Raw genomic sequence first — 19,001 nt, 5'->3', positions numbered from 1 at the left:
CTTATTGAATATTTGACAGTATACGTTCAGCACCTAATTTTAACATTTTAATAAAGATATAGTTTACAATAGTAAACATTACAAATAAAACGATAAACATAATCCACAGTCCTACTTTAAGGAAGAAGTATAATACACCTACACCCGCTACAATAACTAAAGCTATTAAAATATTAGCTAAAAAATTCCACAAAGTTGTATATCTGCTTTTAAATAATTTCTGCTCTGTGTCCCAATGAATATCTGCAGTTTGTGCGTCCCAGCGTGTTCCGATTAAATTAATTAATAGTAACCCATTCGCACTTAGTAAAAACCACAGTATCATGAAGACTGGAGAAATTCCAGCTACAACTGCCATCGTAATACCGAATACGGCTAAAATGATCACATTAATTAACCAAGCAGTGATTGCTTTCGCAAAAAAGATATCCGAAGCCTTTACTGGTAAGTAACGATTCACAAACCAAGAGCTTCCATCTCGCGAAAATGACGTTGTTGCAATGACGTTACTACCCATTAAAAATAACGATGCACAAAGGCCTACACCAATTGCAAGACCTGCTGATTCTGGATTATCAATATATCCTGTAATCAACTCTATATTCCCTTCCTTCACGAATAAAACAAAGAATAACATAATTGGCATAACGAAAGTTTGTACAATGCAATTTAAGAAAAATTGCGGTGTACGGAATAACGTTTTAAATTCTTTTTTCACATACGCTTTTAAATGTGAACTTTGTACTGTTGATTTCTGTAAACCTTCCGCCGAAATAACTTGTTTCTTTGCTGTACTCGTTGAAAGTCCAATTACCCCTTTTAAATATGTACGCTCTGCAATGTAATAAAACAACACAAAGAATACAAATGAAATAAGCGCAAAGATGATTACGTATAAAGGACCCTTCCAATTCGCATTTTCTACTAATGCGACTGCTCCAAAATATGTAGTTGGAAAATAATTTGTCATTTGTACTATAAGAGAAGATTGATTATTTACAAGGTATTCCGCAGCCCCGTCTCCAGAAAACGCACTTTTATTTCTCCACTGCATAAATACGTTAATTCCTACAATAAATAATATACTTACGATTCCAATAAATATATTTCCTCGATCTTTATTTTTCGCTATATTTGTATACCTCATAATAATTGTCATCAGTAACGAAGCTAATACTAACGGCACGATTGGGAAGAGTAAGTAAATGAAAATCATATATATGTAATATGTAATAAATGCGCCACTTTTTAAACCGTACGTAATGAAGATTGGTAATAAAATGAATGAACTCATTACGTACTGTGTAATTAATACCGTTAAAAATTTTGCCGAAATAATTTGCGCTGGTTTTAATGGTAACGGCAGTAACATTTCAATGTCATTGCTGTAGTAAAATACAGTTAAAATGTTCGCTATACTCATTAAAAATACCCATATACTCGCAATCGCCAATCCCATTGCAATAATCATTCCCGGCTCTTGCCCTAATTGTTTCAGACCTTCATACATTCCGTGTGTCATCGAACCAAATATTAAAAAGCCAACAAATAAAATAGCTGCAAATGAAAATAAATACGCCCATCGCTTCTTCTTATCTGTTATAAAATCTGCATAATTCAACTTTAATAGTACCTTTGTTAACGTCCAAATTTTACTCATTTCCCGTCATCTCCAAGAACATTTTTTCAAGTGATTCATTGGATTTAAAATGATCTCTCATTTCATCTAAATTTCCTTTAAACTGCAAATTCCCCTTATTAATGATAGCAACCCGGTCACATATTTTTTCTGCCACTTCTAATACGTGTGTAGAGAAAAATACAATCTTTCCTTTATCCGCATGCTCTCTCATCATTTCTTTTAAAATATATGCAGATTTCGGATCAAGTCCTGTTAATGGTTCATCTAAAATCCATACATCTGGTTCATGCACGAGCACACCAATAATAACGATTTTTTGTCTCATACCGTGCGAATAACTTTGAATTTGATCAGATAAAGCATTATAAAGATCAAACTTCTTTGCTAAAGATTCTATTCGTTCTTGTCTTACTTCTTTCGGCACTTCATACATATCAGCCATAAAGTTTAAATATTCAATTCCTTTTAAACGTAAAAACATATCTGGACTATCCGGCACATAACCAAACGTCTTCTTCGCTTCCATCGGATCTTCCATAATATTTTTTCCGTTAATCGTAATCGTCCCTTTGTCCACCCCGTGAATACCAGTAATCATCTTAATTGTCGTTGATTTACCCGCACCATTCGGTCCTAAAAATCCAAAGATTTCGCCGCTAGGTACAGATAAACTTAAATCTTTTACTGCATAGGTAGACCCATTATAACTTTTTGACACATTCGTAATTTCAATCATTCCATCCAATCCTTTCCTTAATTACCAAATAACTATATTGATATTATAGCATACTTCTATTTTAAGATTTTTACATTTTTCAGTTTATTTAACCTTTAAAATAAATATACACCCCTAATCCAACAACTAAAACGACAGCTAGTAAAATATAGATCATCGTAAGCCGTTTAATATTCCCTTTTGTCGCTTTACTATAATTCGCATCACCATTCCGCCCAATTAACACTGTTGCCACTACAGTAATCACTACAAGTAATACAACGATCATAATCCAAGTTAGCATTCCTTCCTCCCCCTCCTTACAACCATTTTACAATATTATCCTCTTTATTTCGCAGCATATTTCCTCTTTTTACTATTATTATGAAAAGAATTGGAAAACTATTATTACTATACATTATCTCATGTGATATATTTATAACATAACGTGATTTATTTCTAATATCGAAAGGAGAATCTATCATGAAAACAACTTGGATAAAATATTTAGGATTTCTCGGTTTCTTCGGTTTCCTCGGATTTTTTTATGAAAAAGGATTGTTTACTATGTTCTGTTTCTTCTCCTTTTTCACATCGTATAGAACAGTTCAACACGATGAACTGTTTGAACAAATTGTCAATAAATCGTGCCGCAATGCATTTATCGTTACGTTACTAACTACCGCAATCATTATGTTTATTGAAATGTTATTTCCAAACACTACACTACAAGAAATTGATATCGCTCTTATTTTTGGCACACTCATTCTTACGTTCGTTTTTTCTATGTTCTTTTATGATAAACCTGTTGATGAAATGGAAGATGCACCATGGCGTTCGTAACCAGGATAAAAGAATACCGTGCCAAATTGAACATGACACAAGAAGATTTAGCGAAGCAAGTTGGTGTACGCCGTGAAACAATTAGCCACCTTGAAAAAGGTAAGTATAATCCTTCATTGCAACTCGCTCACGATATAGCGAAGGCACTTCATAGTACGATTGATGAGATTTTTATTTTTGAGGATAAATAAAAAATACCGTCATTCTTTCCAAGAAGAATGACGGTATTTCTCATCGATTATCCATATAAAACCGCATGAAATACGCCTAATAGTAAGTATTGATCCTCCATGTAATCTCCATCATATGCATTCATCTCGATGTAATACATATCTTCCTCAAGACGAATATTCCAATCTGCGATTAAATAGCCTTTTCGTAATAATTTTCCCATTCCAAATGAAGTTTTATGAACAACATATTCTTCTGCCTTATATGTAAAGGTAAATATAAAATTTGCATCCAATAACTTTCCGTCACATACAAGTATTTCATGCTCTGCATCATTATTATCGATGTACGTTACTAAAATCTTTCTTTGGCGCTGCCTACTTACATCCTTTGCAATGACGCGAATATTGTTCTTAATATCCTTTATTTCATAAATGATATTACTACCAATTTTCGGAATAAAATCCAGCACTCTCATCAGCGTATTTTTATAATAGCCCCGTACTACGCCTACTTGCTCACTTCCATTATAAACCTCTATCGGCGTCGTATCCGCTTTACTATCACATGGTCGTTTGTAAGAGAGCTGCATCATTCGCTCTCCTCTTAAGTACTGATCAAACGTCACAGGATATTCTATCATGCGCAGTTCTTTATTTAGCTCATACAAATAGCGTTGAACACTCTCTATTAATGTTGTAGTAGCTATACGCTCTTGAAGTTCAAATTCTTGCCAACTGGAAGAAACATTCCATTGATTATGATCCTCTTCATAGAAGAAACCAAGAATTACCTCTTCACGGTCAGCCGTTTCATATTTCATAGGCACGTTCTGCCCATGTTGAACTTGTTCCATCCACTGACCTAAATAAATGCCCAGCTCTGCAACCTTCATACGTGACTTTTGAAAAAATACGCTATCACTCGCGCAAATCGTTACATCTCCTTCGATAAAGCCCTTTGAATAAGCATCATACCGCGGCTCATCCTTCTGCGGAAGATTCTTGTCTAACTCAAATAAAAAAGTTAACATTCTTTATTCACCTCTAGTTGTTACACTAATCATACATGACATCGCATCACTCTGAGAAACTATTTATATACGTATATTTAATTCACGCATTATAACACGTGAATGACCTTGTATAGTAGCGTTATTTTTTGTTCTATATCTTAGTATATGAACTTATATGAGCGATTTTTCAAATATATCTATCACAACTTACAATATATCATCGATTTTTCAAATATATCTATCGCAACTTACAATATATCATCGATTTTTCAAATATATCTATCACAACTTACAATATATCATCGATTTTTCAAATATATCTATCACAACTTACAATATATCATCGATTTGCCGACAAATATCAGCACACTTAAAATGAGGCTACTTTTTCTCCCACCAACTCCACAATTTCTAAAATTTGTAGCAGACTCTCCACTTCATAAGTCGGCTTAACTTCTGCCCTATTTTCTTTCGAACTCGGATTATACCAACACGTATCAATGCCGTAGTCTTCTCCGCCTTTCATATCAGAAGTTAGCGAATCTCCGACCATTAGTACACTTGATTTATCCGTAATTCCAAATTTCTCAAATGCATAATCAAAAATCTCACGTGCTGGCTTTTGATGACCGACTTCCTCAGAAATAATAATATGATCAAAGAAATTACATAAAGGCGAATTTCCGATTCTTGATTGTTGCACTTTTGTATATCCGTTCGTAATGATACCTAACTTGCAATCTTGTAGATTTTCACATAATTGTACTGCACCTTCTATAAGGTGTACTTCTTTCCCTAAGTTTTCAAGATATACATCACTAAATTGCTGCGCATCTACGTTTATATTATGAAGTGCAAATAATTGTCTAAATCGATCTACTGCTAATTCGCTTAGCGTAATCATTTTATTTTCTAAATCTCTCCATAATCCATTACTAATCTCTTTATAACTTGCAAGATAATCACTATACCCTGTAGGCATGCCAAACTGTACAAACGCATTATGTAATGCGTGTCTTTCCGTTTCAGGGAAATCTAATAATGTATCGTCTACGTCGAATAATATAAATTTGTATTTCATGATGTTCTCCTCAACTCCTATATTCTCATAGCTTAATTATAACAACAATAGTAAAAGGAGGCTAATCCAAATCAGCCTCCTTCTCATTATTAATCTTCTAGCAATAACTCTTTCATTTCCTCTAACGACTCTTTCGTAAAGCCAAGAGCTTTTTCGGCGTATGCTTCAACTGATCCGTATTGCTTTTGGATTACATCAATCGCAGCTTGTAAATATTCAGCACGTGCTTCAAACATTGCACCTAATATCGCTCTGCTCTCATCGTTTTGTAATTTCGCACCTAAAAAGGCCATCATTTTTTCATTTAGCTTTTCACGGAAACCGTTACTTAGTAAGTAGTCTTCCATTACTGTTTTTTCCGGTACACCTAGTAAAAGTAATAATAGTGCTGATCCGAATCCAGTACGGTCTTTTCCAGCTGTACAGTGGTTTACTAACGGTAAGTTTTCCGGATTTTGCGCTAAGTTTAAGAAGCTTACAAATGCCTCGTTACCACTTACGAAATCTTGATTCATTTTCACAAGATACTCACCTGGTTTTCCTAACATAGAAAGGTCACCAACTTGGAAAAATTCATTTATATTTAAGTCTTTCGCTAAATCTTGCATAACTGGTAAGCACACTTGACGAGCACCTGTAATCTCTGGGTTTGGCTTATGCTTCACTTCAAAGTCTGTACGGTAATCACAAATTAACTTTAAACCAGACTTTTGTAAATACGCAATATCCCATTCTGTTAGTCCTGCCAATTCTTCAGAACGGTACAACTTGCCCCATTTTACTTTACGGCCTTCAGTCGTTTCATATCCTCCCATATCACGGAAGTTAAACGCGCCTTGCAATGGCAATCTACGCTCAGCTACTGTCACTGCTTGTCCATTACTTCCTACTAGTCTAAAATATGGACGTTCATTTTCACTCGGGTTTTCAATTGTATATGATGATTCTCCATTTACCGTTGCAAGTAATTCTCCATTTTCCTCAATATGCTCTGGTGAAGTACTCCAGTAAATGCGAACTTCTTCTATATTATTTTCCCATTTTATATATAACGTGTTGTCTTCATTTCTTTCTACAGTTGCTTGTAGCCAATTTCTTTGCTGCTCCATTCTTTCACCAACGCTTTCTCTTATAATCGAATCTTACTCTATTGTATTATAGGAATAACTACTTTGTCGTTCTCATTTTTCTTTTTATCTTACAAACAGGCGAAAAGTTCTTTTACTTGTTCAAAATTTGTACACGGGTTTCCTCGAAATACATATGCAATTTGTTCCATGCCTAAATCCTCATATACAACTGTTCCCCGCTCTCTATGCGAATAAAACTCTAACCCATTTATAATCTGTTTAACGCCATAGTTCGTTATCCATGAAGAAACAGGATAATACAATTTATTTTTATGTCTACAAACCCAAAGTGCATATAGTTTATTACCTTCGTCCCAGTATACATACTGCGTTTTATCATTCCCTAATCCGACCGATTCGAGCTTCCAACTTATCTTTTCATGAATTGGCAAGTTCGAATATGATACATCATCTGGAGCACTCCACCCTCGACATCTTCCTATCTCACCAATTCCATCTCTTTTTGCTTGAAAGCTCGATAGGTGAAATGGTGTATGTAATATCATTTTCGCGAACTCCATATTTACTGGTTGTAACCCGAATAGAAATCTTTCCATTTCATCTTTGTTTACATATCCACGATCAATAGAAATTTCAATTTGTGTTTTCCATTTAGATGTAACATAACTTTCTTTCCCCTTGTAATTTATACCTTTCCAATACACAAGCCCTTTATATTGAAAACAACATCCTTTCGCCTGAGAAATACAACTATCAGGGAATACTGGCTCCATTATATCGAGAAAAAACTCTTTTACCCGAAACATTCCGGTTAGAGTAACAACTTGAAACCAAAAACTTTCCCACTTTTCACCTTCATAACGTTCTGAAACTTTTTCAATTTTCCAGCCTTCTAACAATACATCTGGATACAGTAAAGCCAATGAATGAAATGTTTGCTTTAACATATATAGCCCCTCCCACTAAATGAGTTCGCGAGAGTACGTCATTCATCCTTTAAACCTTCCTCACATACCGCTCAGTACAACTCAGCAACTGACATCCATTCTTTTCAAAAACATCCTTCATCCACTCATTTTGTACATTTGTCTCACCAATATAATAAGATGCACCTATTTCCTTTAAGACAAACATCGCACCTGCAAATAGTGCAGCTTCATATCCCTTATTACGCATATTTGGAGTAACTGCGAAGTACATAAGTTTCCCCTCTTCTAACGTCCCCTTTTCAATATGCGGAATTACAATTCCTATCGGCTCTTCATCGACACTCGCTGTTAAACAATGTTCTTTCCAGTGCTCACCAATTTCTTCTAGCATCATATGTACAAATTGATCATGAACGACTAGTTCTCCCGTCACTTCATTCCACAGTGAATAAAAAGCCTCTTCTCCAACTTCTTCAATAAGCTTAAAATCAATTTCACTTTCTACATCTTCTACTTCATATATATCTTTAAATACAATCATGTTTTCAGTAACATATTCAAATGAATACGTGTCGAAACATTTTTTATACACATCATAATTTAGACTTTTTGAAGAGATTTCAAAATGTAGTTTTTCTAATCCATCTTTTTCAGCTTCAGCAACGCAATATTGCACCATCTCTTCTAATTGCTCTTCTGTAAAAACCTCTGCATTATTTTCTTTTATCATAATAGAAGAAGCACTTCTTCTTATTTTAAAATGTTTTTCTAACTGTTCTATCGTCGTCATATTCTTCCCTCATCTATATCATACTCGAATTTCTAATCGTTCTCCTTGCATGAGCAGGATTGTCCTTGAATATATAGAATACTAGAAAAGATCGCATCTTTAAAGTGCGGAGGAGGTTCTCCAGTGGATATTACAGCATTGCAACAACAGTTAGAGCTTATACAACAAAATGACTATACGCAACTGCAACATATAGATATAAATGAGTTAACTTTGAACATGCTTCAGTATATCGGAACGACTGATAGCTACGTTCGTTACCAACTTATATATAAATGTTTTGCGCATTTCATTCATCATGAATTCCTTATGGACGATCAGCTGAAATTACTGTTACAAACTTGTTTAAGTGATGAGTATTTATATTGTGACATTTACTCCCCACATACAGATGGGGTTTTCACACGTTCTTACACTGTTTCGTTAATTGCGTTAATACTCCAATTCGCTAATTCGCACTACTTTTGTACAGAGGAGGATATCGAAGAAATAAAAAATAAACTCATTACATATACAAACTTAGAAACGGATTTTCGAGGCTATATTGAAAACAAAGGATGGGCTCATTGTCTTGCTCACGTATCTGATACTTTCACCGAAATTGTTCATAATACGTATACGACCTTTGAATGGTACGAAGAATTAATTCATTGTTTATTAAATAAAATTTTTATTCCATCTGACCTTTTTCATAATAATGAAGATGAACGCATTGCTACTCCATTACTAGCAATGCTGTATCATGATTTTCCTCAAAACGAGTTAATTTCTATTATTCATAAAAAAATAAAAAGGCTTCCTCAAATTAGAAAACGCCTTTCGCTTAATGAGTATTGTATTTTATGCGCCAACATTAAAACCTTTTTACGCACATTATTTTTCAGAACGAAAGATGACCATAACTTAGCTTTTACAGCGCGTAAAACAGAAAGAATGTTAAAAGAACTCCCTAACTATTATTAAATACAAGGAGCAAAAATATGGGCTACATTGAAGACATGAGAAATCTAGTAGGAAATCATCCACTTATTTTAATAGGATCACATGCCATTATATTAAATGAAAAAGATGAAGTATTACTGCAGCTCCGGACAGATTTTAACCGATGGGGCATTATTGGCGGTGCATTAGAATATAACGAAACGTTAGAAGACGCGTTAAAGCGAGAAGTATATGAAGAAACTGGACTTATCATCAAAAATCCAGAACTATTCCGTACATACTCAGGACGAGACTTCTTTCAAATCTATCCAAACGGCGATCAAGTACACGGTGTACTCGTTGTTTATATTTGCCGCGAATTTCACGGGGAGCTTATATGTGATAAAACTGAGTCAAAAGAATTACGTTTCTTTCCGCTTGATGAGTTACCTAGCACTCTTCATCCAGTCATTGAGGGGATTCTTCGAGATTTTCATCACTCTAATTAAAAATAGAAATAAAACAACCTCATTTCCCGTCATTACAACGTGAAATGAGGTTGTTATCGTTCACCGTAAATCCCTATTTCCCCAAAATGATATTAATGCTCTCTTTCTACAACTTAATATCCCTTTATAAAAAGGATAGTTATATAAGAAACAATAAATGAAAGAATAGTATACATGCCAACCCAAAAGAAAAATGCTGGATCGTGCACTGTAACATTTAACATAAGAAAAATAAGAAATGTTACTATTGGCATCACATAAAATGTACCTACTTTATATGCTCCAGCTATTGAAACAATACAAACAAGCAATGGATATATACAGAAAATAAAAATGATTTCACTCAATGTTATGTCCCCCTTTCTGCAGAAATAATAGGTTTCTCGTAAACATTTGGGGGAACAACAAAATTTTATTTTTTATCAGTTATTAGTAAATATAATGTTAGATTGTTATCTCAATCTGATTCCCTTCAGGATCATTTACTACACTTTCATAGTAACCATCCCCTGTAGTTCGTGGGCCGTTTAACACAGGGTACCCTGCTTCTCTTAATGTATGAGTTAATTCGTTCACCTTTTCTTTATTACCTACAGAAAAAGCAATATGCGCATATCCTACTGTTTGTGTTTTTATTTTATCGTCTATCCCTACTTGTCTCATAAGTTCTAGACGCGCACCACCTTCAAAAGTTATGAAATAAGATTCAAACTGCTTTTTCGGATTGTGATATAAGCTATTTTCTTCACCATTAAAGTACTGTTTATAGAAATCACACATTCCTTCTAAATCATTCACCCAAATTGCTACATGTTCAATTTTCATAATCGACACCTTTTCTTTTATGTTATTCAACTGACAATTGGATGCTTCATTGCCAGCACATTTAATTTTCTTTATTCGTTCTAGTAATCATAAGATCAAGTCCAAGACTTTTTAATCCATATAAATAATCTTCTTTCCAATTACTCACTGTTATTTTCGGAATATGTTCCGCCGGAATGTACTGCGGACAAGTTTTTACAATTTGCTCTATTACAAATTCATTCACTTCATCATCACAGAAGATAAAGGCATGAGGGTTAATAATAGCTATACATGTAGCTATTAAACGAGTAATAGCATCTATATTATATTCCTCTGAATTATTCGAATCCCCACTTCTCAAAGCTTGTAAGAAATTTTTATTATCATACTGCGGAACGAAAGATATCTCTCCTGAGAAACATGTACTTCCGCGTACGACATCTCCATTTACCATAATCCCCGCACCTGGGCCATTTTGACCTGAATACAAATATACAAGAGAGGAATTGTCATTATTCCCCGTGTTTTTATGATACCCGAGCACTGCAGCATTCATATCGTTTTCTATTACTACTGGTATAGAAAACAGTTCCTCAAAGTGACTTTTCAAATTAAAATTTTGAAACTTTTCATATCCAGGAATATAGAAAATACGCCCATTATCGACCGCACCAGGGACACCAATTGATATAGAACTTATTTTTGGAAACATAGCTATAAGACTTTCTATATGTTCTGTTAATACGCTTAGTCCCGCATCAATTAATGCACTTGAAGTACTCCCTTGTTCTTTTACTTCCCCTAAACAGTTAAAAATTGTATAATTCGTCTCATTTTTTTCTAAAAATATCGCTAATCCTAACATATATTCTGGATTATACGCATATCGTTTCGCTCTTCTTCCGCCACTTGAATCATCTAAACCGACTAAAGTGACTTCACCATCTTGTTTCATATTTTCTATAAATTTACTTATCGTTGGAAAACTAATTTCTAATGTATTACTAAGTTCAACTTTCGTCGCACTTCCTTGCTCTAGAAGAGCCGTACGAATGCCGCGAAGGATCGTCTCTTTAATCGATTTTTGAGTAACAAATTGTTCACTCAAATCGCTCACCACCTTAATCAACATACTTATTAAACACTTTTAATAAGTTGCGTTGACAATATATCATACATCATTTTCTAAAGCAATAGAGATGATATATTTCCGCTGCATGCAATCCTTATTTAGCTCGGTGTATTCTCTCTTGTAATAGACGATACAATTCCAGACAAAAGAACAAATAATAAAACAGCTAGCAAGGCATTACGTATTCCGAATGCTTCCCCAAGTATCCCTAAAAATGGTGGTCCGACTAAAAACGCTGTAAAACCGATTATAGAAACTGCAGCAACATTAGAAGTCGCATTTTCACGGTCATCTCCAGCAGCTGACAGACCAATTGGGAACCCTAGCGCTGCACCAATCCCCCACAGTACTACGCCAAATGCTAGAAAATACGAATTACCCCCAAATATTACGATTGAAATTCCTAGAATCGCCATCATAATAGTGGCACGTACGACAGCGACACGACCGAATCGATCAAGGAAATAGCTGCTACACATACGAGTTAACGTCATTGCTAATACAAAAATTGCGTACATAATAGAACCTGCCACTATACTTTGCTCATGTCCATCTACCATCACGATAGGTAGCCAATCATTTGCACTACCTTCTGCAAATGCCATTCCAAGCACAAAAAGACCAATTAAAAGCACCTTTTTTTCCATACGTAAGGAAGTACGCTTCTCTCTCCTTTTGTTCCGCGATTTCTCCTTCTTTCCTGTTCCATGCGGAAGAAAACGATACACCATACATACAAGTAATAGAAACATGACCGAAATCACAAGAAACTGATACAGAATCGGGATGTGAAGCGACGCTGCGACAGAACCACTGAGCGCGCCTACTAAAGTTCCTACACTAAAAAAGCCATGGAATTTCGGAAGAAGAGTTGTTCCTAATTTCTGCTCAATGGAAGAACCTTCTACATTCAATGCGACTTCCGCCAATCCGTAGCCTACACCAAATACTAGTAAGCTACTAAAAGCCCCCATACTAGAAACAAAATAAATATTTATACCTAAACAAATCAATCCAACAATCATAAAAAACATACTGCCTATAATAACGTCTCTAGCTCCCTTACAGTCAATGAAGCGGCTTGCACTCAGTAAACCAATTATTGAACCAACAGATAGTCCGAACAAAATCCAGCCCATTTCTGCATTTGACACTGCTAAAACATCTCGAGTAGTTGCTGTTCTTGAAATCCATGTAGCAAACGCGACACCTGGCAAAGCAAATAAGAGAAAAAGAGCGTTTCGAGAGGCAAGTAATGTCTTTGTATGATTGTCCGCACTATATTTCTCCATATGAAACACCTTTCACATTGTCTATACGATAAGACACCAGTTTATTCATATACCCGTAAAAAACGATTTCTATAAGTCTATCGTTTTAATAACTTTAGCTGGATTACCACCAACAACTACATTATGAGGTACATCTTTTGTCACAACTGCCCCTGAGGCAATTACAACGTTGTCTCCAATTGAAATACCAGGGTTAATTATAGCTCCCCCGCCAACCCAAACGTTGTTACCAATCTTTACAGGCTTTCCATATTCTTTACCAGAATTCCGTTCCACCGGATGTAAAGGATGAGTGGCCGTATAAATATGGACACCTGGTGCAAACATACAATTATCACCGATTCGTACTTCACAAACGTCCAAAATCACACAATTAAAATTTGCGAAAAAGCTCTTTCCAACATGGATATTGTAGCCGTAATCACAACGAAAATCAGGATTAATTTGGGCTTTCCCATCAGCTGAAGAACCTAAAAGCTGATTTAATAACGTAAAACGCCTCTCATCTCCTGTCTCCATCGCCTCGTTATAAAGGCGTGTTAAACGTTTTGCCTCCACCCTATCAGCCACTAATTCTTCATCCTCCGCAACATACATTTCTCCCGCTAACATCTTTTCTTTCTCCGTTTTCATACATTCATCTCCTTTTTTATTGAATGAGATTCACTTATTAAACTTATTTAATAAGTGACTTTAATTTTACTTATTAAACATGTTTAATAAGTAACCCTATATTAGCATACTTTTTAATATATGCAACTAATAAGTTCGGGAAAGAAATGCGAACTCCTTGCTCTACGTATCGATATGAAGAATAATTTATATCGAAAAACGAGGGAACGCTCAGCGCCCCCTCTCAAATCCAATCCGTTTCTTTATTTCTGCTAAATGTACCTTCGCGATTTCTCTTGCCCGCTCAGCACCTTTTTCTAACGCTTCGTATAATAAGCTCGGTTCGTTCATATACATCTCATATTTCTCACGAGGTCCAGCTAACTCACGGTCTACAACACGGAATAGCTCTTTTTTTACATCGCCCCATCCGATTCCAGTCTCATACTTTTCACGCATCGACTGTATTTCATCTTCGGTCGCAAACTCTTTATATATCATAAATAATGTTTCTAATTCTTTCGGTTCATTTGGAAGTGAAGAATCTGTTTTGATTTTAAATATTAATTTTCGAAGTTTTTCTTGCTCTGCAAATAATGGGATTACATTTCCGTAACTTTTACTCATTTTCCTTCCATCAAGACCAGGTAAAATAGCTCCTTCTTCTTGTATGACATACTCCGGTAGTGTAAATGTCGTGCCAAATATATGATTAAAATACGTCGCAATATCACGCGCGATTTCAATATGCTGAATTTGGTCTTTTCCAACTGGTACATGGGTAGCTTGAAATAATAATATGTCAGCTGCCATTAAAATCGGATACGTATATAACCCCATATTCACTCCTGCATCGACCTCTAACCCCGCTTCTTTATTTTGCTCCATCTTCGCTTTATACGCATGAGCACGGTTCATAAGTCCTTTCGGAGTTAAGCAAGCTAATATCCAAGCTAATTCTAGAATCTCCGGCACTTCTGTTTGTCTATAAAAAATAACATCTTCCCCAAGTCCAAGCGATAACCAAGTAGCTGCTACCTCTTTCGTATAACTGCTGAACTTTTCTGAATCATGCACAGCATTTAACGCATGATAATCAGCTATAAAGTACAATGCTTTTCCTTCATTATTCTTTGACATTTGCAATGCAGGTTTAATCGCACCAATATAATTTCCTAAATGCGGATAACCTGTAGGCTTAATTCCTGTTAACATTATTTTCTCACTCATACTAACTCCTCCTTTCTCAAAATAAAAAGAGCCCCTCATCCTTAAAAAAGGACGAGAGACTCCCGCGGTACCACCTTAATTAGCTATCATTAGCTCACTTCATACTTCAATAACGTGAAGTAACCGTCTTTACCTACTCATTTCAGTTAGAAGCTCCAGAGCCCATTCCATATTCATCCCTTACTGATTTCCACCACATATCAGCTCTCTGAAAAGTTTCGAATATGTACTCTTCTCTTTCATTGCTTTTTCGTTATTTTTTTACAGTTTATCACATTTCACTTCCAAACAAACCCGAATTTTCTATTTTATATAGCAGGAATTTCCACTTCAATTGTCTAATGATATATAGGTTTGCAGAAATATTCGAAACAACTTTGGAGGTTTTTTCATGGTAAAATATATATCCATTTTAGGTTCCACAGGATCCATCGGCACATCTGCATTAGATGTTGTTTCAGCTCATCCTGAACATTTCAAAATCGTCGGTTTAACCGCAAATTATAACATTGATCTTCTTGAGCAACAAATCAAAACGTTTCAACCTCGTATTGTAAGCGTTGCGACAAAAGACTTAGCAGACACGCTTCGTACGCGTATTTCAGCAAATACAAAAATCACACACGGGACTGATGGCTTAATTGCAGTAGCTACTCACCCTGATTCAAATCTTGTATTAAGTTCTGTTGTCGGTGTTTCAGGATTACTCCCAACAATTGAAGCATTAAAAGCGAAGAAAGATATCGCCATCGCTAATAAAGAAACGTTAGTTGCAGCTGGACATATCGTAACTGAACTAGCGAAACAAAACGGATGTCGCTTAATTCCAGTAGATAGTGAGCATTCAGCTATTTTCCAATGTTTAAACGGAGAAAATAATAAAGAGATTGAGAAGTTAATTGTAACAGCTTCCGGTGGTGCTTTTCGTGATAAAACACGTGAAGAAATGCAAACATTACAAGCTAAGGACGCTTTAAAACATCCCAACTGGTTAATGGGCGCAAAACTAACGATTGATTCTACCACATTAATGAATAAAGGGTTCGAAGTAATGGAAGCGAGATGGCTATTTGATATTCCGTATGAAAAAATTGATGTAATGATTCATAAAGAAAGTATCATTCATTCTTTAGTAGAATTTATTGATGGATCAGTTATGGCACAGCTCGGTGCTCCTGATATGAGAATGCCTATTCAATATGCGTTTCACTATCCTACTCGGCTACCTTCTTCCTATGAAAAATTAAATTTATTAGAAATCAGTAGTTTACATTTTGAAAAACCAGATTTAGAGAAGTTCCCTTGTCTACAATACGCATATGAATGTGGCAAAATCGGTGGTACTACTCCCGCTGTATTAAATGCAGCAAATGAAATTGCGAATGCACGATTCTTAAAAAATGAAATTGTCTTTTTCGATATTGAAAAAACAATTTACAAAACAGTTGAAGCTCATCATAACATAAAAGACCCTTCACTAGATGCTATATTAGAAGCGGATCAATGGGCGCGCCAATATGCAAATGAATTATTAATAAAAAAGAGCTAAAACAGTTCCCACTGTTTTAGCTCTTTTTTCACGTATTCAACTTAACAAATCTATAACCGTGCGTAACTAACACTTTTAATATCGCATATCCTGGAATGGCTAAAATAATGCCCATAATCCCGAATAAGTTTCCGGCAGTTAAAATGATAAATATGATTGTAATTGGGTGAATATCTAGCTTTTTCCCCATTACTTGAGGAGAAATAAATTTACCTTCTGCTAATTGTACAACCATCATAACGATGATTACTTTTAACACCATTGCTGGCGAGTCGATAAATGCGATAATTAACGCTGGTGTAATAGCAATAATTGGTCCTACGTACGGAACAATATTTACAATCATCGCTAAAATCGCAAGTAGTACCGCATATTTAATACCGATAATAAGGTAACCGATTAATAGCATAATACCGATAAACAAGCTCACGATAATTTGACCTCTAATATACGAGCTAATCGCATAGTGCATATCATCTAGTATTCTCATTGCTGCTGGTTGTCTTTGTTCTGAAATGAATTTTAAGAAGTGATTCGGCAATTGTTCGCCATCTTTTAAAAGATAGAACAATATAAATGGAACCATTACAAATGTTAAAACAACCTCTGTAACAGTACTCAAGAATCCAGTTACATTCCCAGTTACTGATGATAATGACTTTGTAAAATCAACTGTATAGTCTTTTACCATATTCGCAACATTAATATTTAAATTCTCCTGAATTTTACCAAGTAAATTACTTTCCCCGAATCTACGCGCTGCTTGTTCAATCTCATGGCCAAAGTACGGTAAGTTATCAATTAATGCATCAATTTGATCTTTAATAATAGGGATAACCGTTACAACTAAAAACACAAATAATCCAATTACTATTAAGTATATTGAGGCTATCGATACGATTCTTGAAACACCTTTCTTTTCTAAAAGTGAAACGAATGGATGCAAAATATAGAATAGCACGCCTGCCAATAGTACTGGGAAGAAAATTGTTTTTAAAAATACGATAAACGGTGTAAAAACAAATGATATTTTTGTTAGTAATAAAATATTAATAAACAATAACGCAAATCCAAGCAATACCGCCAAATAATTTTGTTCTCTAAAAAACTTTCTTAACTTATCTCTTTTTCTTATATTTATTTTCTCCAATGAAACCACCTCTTCGAATGATGAAAAGCCCTTATTCAGGGCTCTTCATCATAATCTATATCTCTATTTCCTTGCAGCTTTCACTACAAATGATACAATAAGAATTAACACGATTGCACCTAATAATGCCGGCACGACATGAATCCCACCAAATGATGGCCCAAAGGATCCAAATAATCTACCACCTAACGAAGCACCTAATAAACCTGCGATAATATTTCCGAACATACCACCTGGGAAATTTTTACCCGTTATAGAACTAGCAATTGCACCTATAATAGCACCAACTATTAATGTGATAATCCATCCCATTTTTAGTCCTCCATTTCTATTATAGTTTGTATGATTCAATACAAACATATGTATTTATCATTGCTAATCATATTTCACTATAGAAATATATTTACTACTATTTTACATATGGAGATACATATATTATATGCAAAAAAGAAAAATATTGTCAAACTCACCCATAAAGAAATTATATTAATATACCATATTCAAAGGAGGCATCATTATCTATGATTCTTAAGTTAAATTCCACTTCTTTTGAAGTAGCAACATCCATTTTACAAGTTCAAATTCCAGCCTATAAAGTTGAAGGGGACTACTTAAATAGTACTGCCATACCCCGTTTATATGATACTGTAAACGATATTCAAAGTTGCGTTGAAACATTCTATGGATATTTTTTTGAAAATAAACTTGTCGGCTTTATTTCTTTTGCACAAGAAGAAAAACTAATTGATATCCACAGGTTAGTTGTATCGCCCGATTTTTTTCAAAAAGGAATTGCAACGAAACTCCTAATTTATATATTTAACATGTTCCCTTCTTCTATGACATACATTGTACAAACAGGTAAAGCGAATACCCCTGCTATCGCATTATATAAAAAACACGGCTTCCTTGAAGTAACATACACCGAACTACCTGATGGAATAGTACTTACACAATTAAAAAAACAGAAAAAATAAAATAATTTGACTAATCATTTTGTTTATGTTACCTTTTACCTTATAATACCTTTTGCTGAGTCCAAATTTTGGAGCGGGGGAACCAATTTTGTAGCTATGCTACTTGGGGCGAATCTTTTTTAAGTAGGGAAACTCTCACTTCCCGAGTCCGACAGCTAACCTCGTAAGCGTAATGGGAGAGGAAGGTGCTTTTTGCCTATGTTACACATCTTGCCTCCTTAATTATAAATATGGGATCGATATCAAATAGTCACCTATATTTATAGAAAAGGAGATATGTATTATGTTACGTTTATCTGATCACGCAATAAAAATGATGGAGCAAAGACTTCGACTCGAACAACATCGCACATATCAAGCAAATAAAATTGTAGATAACTTACATCATAAATACTTCTTTCAACATATTTTTCAGCCAAAAAGATAAAGCGAAACTTTAATCAGTGGGGGCATCCCCACTGATTATTAGTTAAACCAATCGGGCTTTTACGGTCCGTTGATCTACCACCTAACTTCTTTACTCTAGCTGAATTTTGTAGTGGGTG

The 19,001-nt window shown here is 34.9% G+C and carries 23 protein-coding genes, 1 riboswitch and 1 other annotated feature; of the genes, 7 read left to right on the top strand and 16 right to left on the bottom strand.

The genetic code is table 11. The features are described 5' to 3' along the window. Nucleotide 1: 1 nt before the first annotated feature. The 3 genes from C4S65_RS04215 to C4S65_RS04205 all read right to left on the bottom strand — a co-directional run bounded on the left by C4S65_RS04215 (nucleotide 2) and on the right by C4S65_RS04205 (nucleotide 2,661). Nucleotides 2-1,660 carry an ABC transporter permease gene (locus tag C4S65_RS04215; protein ID WP_103945140.1) on the bottom strand — a complete coding sequence of 553 codons (1,659 nt, stop codon included), beginning with the start codon at nucleotides 1,658-1,660 and terminating at the stop codon, nucleotides 2-4. Continuing rightward, entirely contained in the window at nucleotides 1,653-2,378 is a 726-nt protein-coding gene (locus C4S65_RS04210; RefSeq protein ID WP_000570201.1) for an ABC transporter ATP-binding protein, read from the bottom strand. Before C4S65_RS04210 ends, C4S65_RS04215 begins: the two co-directional genes overlap by 8 nt. Before the next feature lie 88 nt (nucleotides 2,379-2,466). After that, entirely contained in the window at nucleotides 2,467-2,661 is a 195-nt protein-coding gene (locus C4S65_RS04205) for a hypothetical protein (RefSeq protein ID WP_061666598.1), read from the bottom strand. A gap of 179 nt (nucleotides 2,662-2,840) precedes the next feature. On the opposite strand from C4S65_RS04205, the gene C4S65_RS04200 reads away from it, so the two are divergent. Both C4S65_RS04200 and C4S65_RS04195 read left to right on the top strand, forming a co-directional pair. Beyond that, nucleotides 2,841-3,200 (top strand): DUF3796 domain-containing protein, encoded by a 360-nt coding sequence (locus tag C4S65_RS04200; protein ID WP_000859223.1) that lies wholly within the window; start codon nucleotides 2,841-2,843, stop codon nucleotides 3,198-3,200. Further along, a complete protein-coding gene (locus C4S65_RS04195) occupies nucleotides 3,188-3,391 on the top strand; it encodes a helix-turn-helix transcriptional regulator (RefSeq protein WP_000896321.1) in 204 nt (67 codons plus the stop codon). The genes C4S65_RS04200 and C4S65_RS04195 overlap by 13 nt, the downstream gene beginning before the upstream one ends. A 47-nt stretch (nucleotides 3,392-3,438) precedes the next feature. Here the strand turns inward: C4S65_RS04195 and C4S65_RS04190 are convergent, their stop codons facing one another. From C4S65_RS04190 to C4S65_RS04165, 5 genes are all read right to left on the bottom strand, one after another. After that, a complete protein-coding gene (locus tag C4S65_RS04190) occupies nucleotides 3,439-4,404 on the bottom strand; it encodes a cytoplasmic protein (RefSeq protein ID WP_086406954.1) in 966 nt (321 codons plus the stop codon). A gap of 352 nt (nucleotides 4,405-4,756) precedes the next feature. After that, a complete protein-coding gene (locus C4S65_RS04180) occupies nucleotides 4,757-5,467 on the bottom strand; it encodes a YjjG family noncanonical pyrimidine nucleotidase (RefSeq protein ID WP_086406952.1) in 711 nt (236 codons plus the stop codon). An 89-nt stretch (nucleotides 5,468-5,556) separates the two neighbouring features. Beyond that, nucleotides 5,557-6,576 (bottom strand): tyrosine-protein phosphatase, encoded by a 1,020-nt coding sequence (locus C4S65_RS04175; RefSeq protein WP_061666602.1) that lies wholly within the window; start codon nucleotides 6,574-6,576, stop codon nucleotides 5,557-5,559. An 89-nt stretch (nucleotides 6,577-6,665) separates the two neighbouring features. Beyond that, nucleotides 6,666-7,505, bottom strand: coding sequence for a hypothetical protein (locus C4S65_RS04170; RefSeq protein WP_097888905.1), 840 nt, complete (start codon nucleotides 7,503-7,505; stop codon nucleotides 6,666-6,668). Nucleotides 7,506-7,554: 49 nt separating this feature from the next. Next, the gene (locus tag C4S65_RS04165; RefSeq protein ID WP_000207415.1) at nucleotides 7,555-8,277 is read right to left on the bottom strand and encodes a GNAT family N-acetyltransferase; all 723 of its coding nucleotides are present in this window, start codon (nucleotides 8,275-8,277) and stop codon (nucleotides 7,555-7,557) included. Between the two features lie 123 nt (nucleotides 8,278-8,400). On the opposite strand from C4S65_RS04165, the gene C4S65_RS04160 reads away from it, so the two are divergent. Beyond that, nucleotides 8,401-9,240: a DUF2785 domain-containing protein gene (locus C4S65_RS04160; protein WP_000355445.1), complete on the top strand. Its 840-nt coding sequence runs from the start codon at nucleotides 8,401-8,403 to the stop codon at nucleotides 9,238-9,240. A 17-nt stretch (nucleotides 9,241-9,257) separates the two neighbouring features. Then, nucleotides 9,258-9,707, top strand: a complete 450-nt coding sequence (locus C4S65_RS04155; protein ID WP_000540464.1) for an NUDIX hydrolase — start codon at nucleotides 9,258-9,260, stop codon at nucleotides 9,705-9,707. Nucleotides 9,708-9,820: 113 nt separating this feature from the next. Here C4S65_RS04155 and C4S65_RS04150 read toward each other — a convergent pair whose 3' ends face one another. From C4S65_RS04150 to C4S65_RS04125, 6 genes are all read right to left on the bottom strand, one after another. Further along, nucleotides 9,821-10,054: a YbeF family protein gene (locus tag C4S65_RS04150; RefSeq protein WP_001289514.1), complete on the bottom strand. Its 234-nt coding sequence runs from the start codon at nucleotides 10,052-10,054 to the stop codon at nucleotides 9,821-9,823. A gap of 97 nt (nucleotides 10,055-10,151) precedes the next feature. Then, entirely contained in the window at nucleotides 10,152-10,532 is a 381-nt protein-coding gene (locus C4S65_RS04145) for a VOC family protein (RefSeq protein ID WP_000687551.1), read from the bottom strand. Between the two features lie 61 nt (nucleotides 10,533-10,593). After that, nucleotides 10,594-11,622 carry an ROK family protein gene (locus tag C4S65_RS04140; protein ID WP_000003030.1) on the bottom strand — a complete coding sequence of 343 codons (1,029 nt, stop codon included), beginning with the start codon at nucleotides 11,620-11,622 and terminating at the stop codon, nucleotides 10,594-10,596. Nucleotides 11,623-11,744: 122 nt separating this feature from the next. Then, nucleotides 11,745-12,938 (bottom strand): MFS transporter, encoded by a 1,194-nt coding sequence (locus C4S65_RS04135; protein WP_061666608.1) that lies wholly within the window; start codon nucleotides 12,936-12,938, stop codon nucleotides 11,745-11,747. Between the two features lie 69 nt (nucleotides 12,939-13,007). Beyond that, nucleotides 13,008-13,571, bottom strand: a complete 564-nt coding sequence (locus tag C4S65_RS04130) for a maltose O-acetyltransferase (RefSeq protein ID WP_097888904.1) — start codon at nucleotides 13,569-13,571, stop codon at nucleotides 13,008-13,010. A 210-nt stretch (nucleotides 13,572-13,781) separates the two neighbouring features. Further along, nucleotides 13,782-14,780: a tryptophan--tRNA ligase gene (locus C4S65_RS04125; protein WP_098838364.1), complete on the bottom strand. Its 999-nt coding sequence runs from the start codon at nucleotides 14,778-14,780 to the stop codon at nucleotides 13,782-13,784. A 44-nt stretch (nucleotides 14,781-14,824) separates the two neighbouring features. Next, nucleotides 14,825-15,032, bottom strand: a binding site (T-box leader). 139 nt (nucleotides 15,033-15,171) lie between these two features. On the opposite strand from C4S65_RS04125, the gene C4S65_RS04120 reads away from it, so the two are divergent. After that, complete coding sequence (locus tag C4S65_RS04120; RefSeq protein WP_000241792.1) at nucleotides 15,172-16,329, top strand: 1-deoxy-D-xylulose-5-phosphate reductoisomerase; 1,158 nt, start codon at nucleotides 15,172-15,174, stop codon at nucleotides 16,327-16,329. A gap of 28 nt (nucleotides 16,330-16,357) precedes the next feature. On the opposite strand, the gene C4S65_RS04115 is transcribed toward C4S65_RS04120, so the two are convergent. Further along, on the bottom strand, nucleotides 16,358-17,479 hold the full coding sequence (locus tag C4S65_RS04115) for an AI-2E family transporter (RefSeq protein ID WP_000411479.1): 1,122 nt from the start codon (nucleotides 17,477-17,479) through the stop codon (nucleotides 16,358-16,360). A 63-nt stretch (nucleotides 17,480-17,542) separates the two neighbouring features. Then, on the bottom strand, nucleotides 17,543-17,791 hold the full coding sequence (locus C4S65_RS04110; protein ID WP_000539733.1) for a GlsB/YeaQ/YmgE family stress response membrane protein: 249 nt from the start codon (nucleotides 17,789-17,791) through the stop codon (nucleotides 17,543-17,545). Between the two features lie 209 nt (nucleotides 17,792-18,000). Here C4S65_RS04110 and C4S65_RS04105 point away from each other — a divergent pair, with 209 nt between their 5' ends. Then, nucleotides 18,001-18,456 carry a GNAT family N-acetyltransferase gene (locus C4S65_RS04105; RefSeq protein ID WP_098436867.1) on the top strand — a complete coding sequence of 152 codons (456 nt, stop codon included), beginning with the start codon at nucleotides 18,001-18,003 and terminating at the stop codon, nucleotides 18,454-18,456. Nucleotides 18,457-18,499: 43 nt separating this feature from the next. Beyond that, nucleotides 18,500-18,642: riboswitch (cyclic di-AMP (ydaO/yuaA leader) on the top strand. A gap of 97 nt (nucleotides 18,643-18,739) precedes the next feature. Beyond that, on the top strand, nucleotides 18,740-18,883 hold the full coding sequence (locus C4S65_RS34255) for a hypothetical protein (protein ID WP_000945244.1): 144 nt from the start codon (nucleotides 18,740-18,742) through the stop codon (nucleotides 18,881-18,883). The last annotated feature ends 118 nt before the right edge of the window (nucleotides 18,884-19,001 follow it).

The organism is Bacillus sp. ok061, assembly GCF_900108285.1.
Classification (GTDB): domain Bacteria; phylum Bacillota; class Bacilli; order Bacillales; family Bacillaceae_G; genus Bacillus_A; species Bacillus_A thuringiensis_S.
The sequence above is the reverse complement of the archived record's forward strand: the minus strand, read 5'-3'. Positions and strand labels throughout refer to the sequence as shown.

Coding starts and splice junctions, on each gene's coding strand:
- C4S65_RS04215 (WP_103945140.1), bottom strand. CDS start 1,660: ATGAGTAAAATTTGGACGTTAACAAAGGTACTATTAAAGTTGAATTAT.
- C4S65_RS04210 (WP_000570201.1), bottom strand. CDS start 2,378: ATGATTGAAATTACGAATGTGTCAAAAAGTTATAATGGGTCTACCTAT.
- C4S65_RS04205 (WP_061666598.1), bottom strand. CDS start 2,661: ATGCTAACTTGGATTATGATCGTTGTATTACTTGTAGTGATTACTGTA.
- C4S65_RS04200 (WP_000859223.1), top strand. CDS start 2,841: ATGAAAACAACTTGGATAAAATATTTAGGATTTCTCGGTTTCTTCGGT.
- C4S65_RS04195 (WP_000896321.1), top strand. CDS start 3,188: ATGGCGTTCGTAACCAGGATAAAAGAATACCGTGCCAAATTGAACATG.
- C4S65_RS04190 (WP_086406954.1), bottom strand. CDS start 4,404: ATGTTAACTTTTTTATTTGAGTTAGACAAGAATCTTCCGCAGAAGGAT.
- C4S65_RS04180 (WP_086406952.1), bottom strand. CDS start 5,467: ATGAAATACAAATTTATATTATTCGACGTAGACGATACATTATTAGAT.
- C4S65_RS04175 (WP_061666602.1), bottom strand. CDS start 6,576: ATGGAGCAGCAAAGAAATTGGCTACAAGCAACTGTAGAAAGAAATGAA.
- C4S65_RS04170 (WP_097888905.1), bottom strand. CDS start 7,505: ATGTTAAAGCAAACATTTCATTCATTGGCTTTACTGTATCCAGATGTA.
- C4S65_RS04165 (WP_000207415.1), bottom strand. CDS start 8,277: ATGACGACGATAGAACAGTTAGAAAAACATTTTAAAATAAGAAGAAGT.
- C4S65_RS04155 (WP_000540464.1), top strand. CDS start 9,258: ATGGGCTACATTGAAGACATGAGAAATCTAGTAGGAAATCATCCACTT.
- C4S65_RS04145 (WP_000687551.1), bottom strand. CDS start 10,532: ATGAAAATTGAACATGTAGCAATTTGGGTGAATGATTTAGAAGGAATG.
- C4S65_RS04135 (WP_061666608.1), bottom strand. CDS start 12,938: ATGGAGAAATATAGTGCGGACAATCATACAAAGACATTACTTGCCTCT.
- C4S65_RS04130 (WP_097888904.1), bottom strand. CDS start 13,571: ATGAAAACGGAGAAAGAAAAGATGTTAGCGGGAGAAATGTATGTTGCG.
- C4S65_RS04125 (WP_098838364.1), bottom strand. CDS start 14,780: ATGAGTGAGAAAATAATGTTAACAGGAATTAAGCCTACAGGTTATCCG.
- C4S65_RS04120 (WP_000241792.1), top strand. CDS start 15,172: ATGGTAAAATATATATCCATTTTAGGTTCCACAGGATCCATCGGCACA.
- C4S65_RS04110 (WP_000539733.1), bottom strand. CDS start 17,791: ATGGGATGGATTATCACATTAATAGTTGGTGCTATTATAGGTGCAATT.
- C4S65_RS04105 (WP_098436867.1), top strand. CDS start 18,001: ATGATTCTTAAGTTAAATTCCACTTCTTTTGAAGTAGCAACATCCATT.
- C4S65_RS34255 (WP_000945244.1), top strand. CDS start 18,740: ATGTTACGTTTATCTGATCACGCAATAAAAATGATGGAGCAAAGACTT.